This is a genomic window from Pseudomonas sp. K5002, from assembly GCF_013386655.1.
Classification (GTDB): domain Bacteria; phylum Pseudomonadota; class Gammaproteobacteria; order Pseudomonadales; family Pseudomonadaceae; genus Aquipseudomonas.
Genome location: NZ_JACARK010000586.1, coordinates 1 through 1,501, shown reverse-complemented (window position 1 = coordinate 1,501; position 1,501 = coordinate 1). Strand labels below are relative to the sequence as shown.

The 1,501-nt window shown below is 64.0% G+C and carries 1 protein-coding gene and 1 pseudogene; both read right to left on the bottom strand.

The window, feature by feature from the left end:
* Positions 1 to 131: 131 nt before the first annotated feature.
* On the bottom strand, positions 132 to 1,274 hold the full coding sequence (locus tag HX846_RS24105) for an LLM class flavin-dependent oxidoreductase (RefSeq protein WP_178966226.1): 1,143 nt from the start codon (positions 1,272 to 1,274) through the stop codon (positions 132 to 134).
* Positions 1,264 to 1,501: pseudogene (locus HX846_RS24100) on the bottom strand (LLM class flavin-dependent oxidoreductase); the annotation flags it as partial. The pseudogene HX846_RS24100 and the gene HX846_RS24105, both read right to left, overlap by 11 nt.

Below are 1,501 nucleotides of genomic sequence, written 5' to 3'. Positions count from 1 at the left end.
CTCCCACATTTGGACCGTGCCCGCTTTAGATTTTGATTTGGCTTTTAACACTCAAGCCGGCCGGTAGGCCGCTGTAAGAGCGGAACCAATATCAGCCGTTACCCAAATAACGGATATGTACACCGCTCTGGTCAACCCCGACCCACCTCAACATCCCTCCCCGAAGCCCCAATCCTGCGCAACAAAGGCAACACCTCCGCCCCCACATGAATCGACTCTTCCAGATGCGGAAACCCCGAGAGAATAAAGCTGTCCACCCCAAGCTGGTGATACTCCTCGATCCGCTCCGCCACCCGCTCATAACTCCCCACCAGCGCCGTCCCGGCCCCGCCCCGTACCAGGCCCACACCGGCCCAGAGGTTGGCCGAAACCTCCAGCTCCCGCGCCCCACGCCCACGGCCTTTCATCAACTCGGTCTGGCGACTCTGCCCCACCGATTCATACTTGGCCATCTGCCGCTGCGCCTGGTCAATGGCGTCCTTGGGTATCTCCTCCAACAGCCGCTCCACATGCGCCCAGGCCGCCTCGTCAGTGCGATCGGCAAAGATGTGCAAGCGCAACCCAAAGCGCAACGTCCGCCCCCGCATCGCGGCCAACTCACGCATCCGCAGCACCCGCTCGGCAATCATCGCCGGCGGCTCACACCACATCAGGTACGTCTGCCCATGGGCAGCCCCCACCTGCTCGGCAGCCTCGGAGGCACCCCCAAAATAGATCGCCGGCACCTCGGCCCCAGGCGCCACCGGCGTGTTGATCCCACTGCGGTAGTAGCGCCCCGGATGCGCCGGCTGCTTTCCAGCCCACACCGCCTGGAACACCTGCAAAAACTCCGCAGTACGCGCATAACGCTCATCGTGTTCGAGAAAGTCCCCCAACGAACGCTGCTCAAAACGGCTGGACCCCGTCACCACATGCAACGCCAGGCGATTCTCGCTGAGCAATTGCAAGGTCGCCGCACGGTGGGCGGTATAGGCCGGCAGCTCCATGCCTGGTCGCAACGTCAGGAGGAATTTAAGCCGCCGCACCTCCTGGGCCAGCACCGCGGTAATCAGCCACGGATCCTCGAAACCGCTGGCGGTGGGCACCATGATCCCGTCGAACCCGGCCTGTTCGGTAGCCCGCACGATCTGGCGCAGGTAATCGAGGGTGGGGGCACGTTCGCCTTGCTGGAACAGCCCGACCTTGGGCAGGCCGCTGCTGGTGAGGTGGCGACCGTCGCCATTGGTGGGCAGGAACCAGTCGAGCTGGATCGGGGGGCGAACCTCAGTGTTCATGGTGCAGGCGCTCCTTGCGCAGGCCGTGTCGAAAAAGCAGCGGCAGGATCTGTTCACCAAAGCGCAGCACTTCGCCGACCGCCGGGCCGCCTTGCAGGATGATGTGGCCAAGGCCCAGGCCGTGCAGTTCCTGCAGGCGCGTGGCGATTTGGCGGGGCGTGCCCACCAGGATCAACGGTTGGCCAGGGTGCAGTTGCAGCAGGTTCGGGTGGATCTCCCACTGGCGC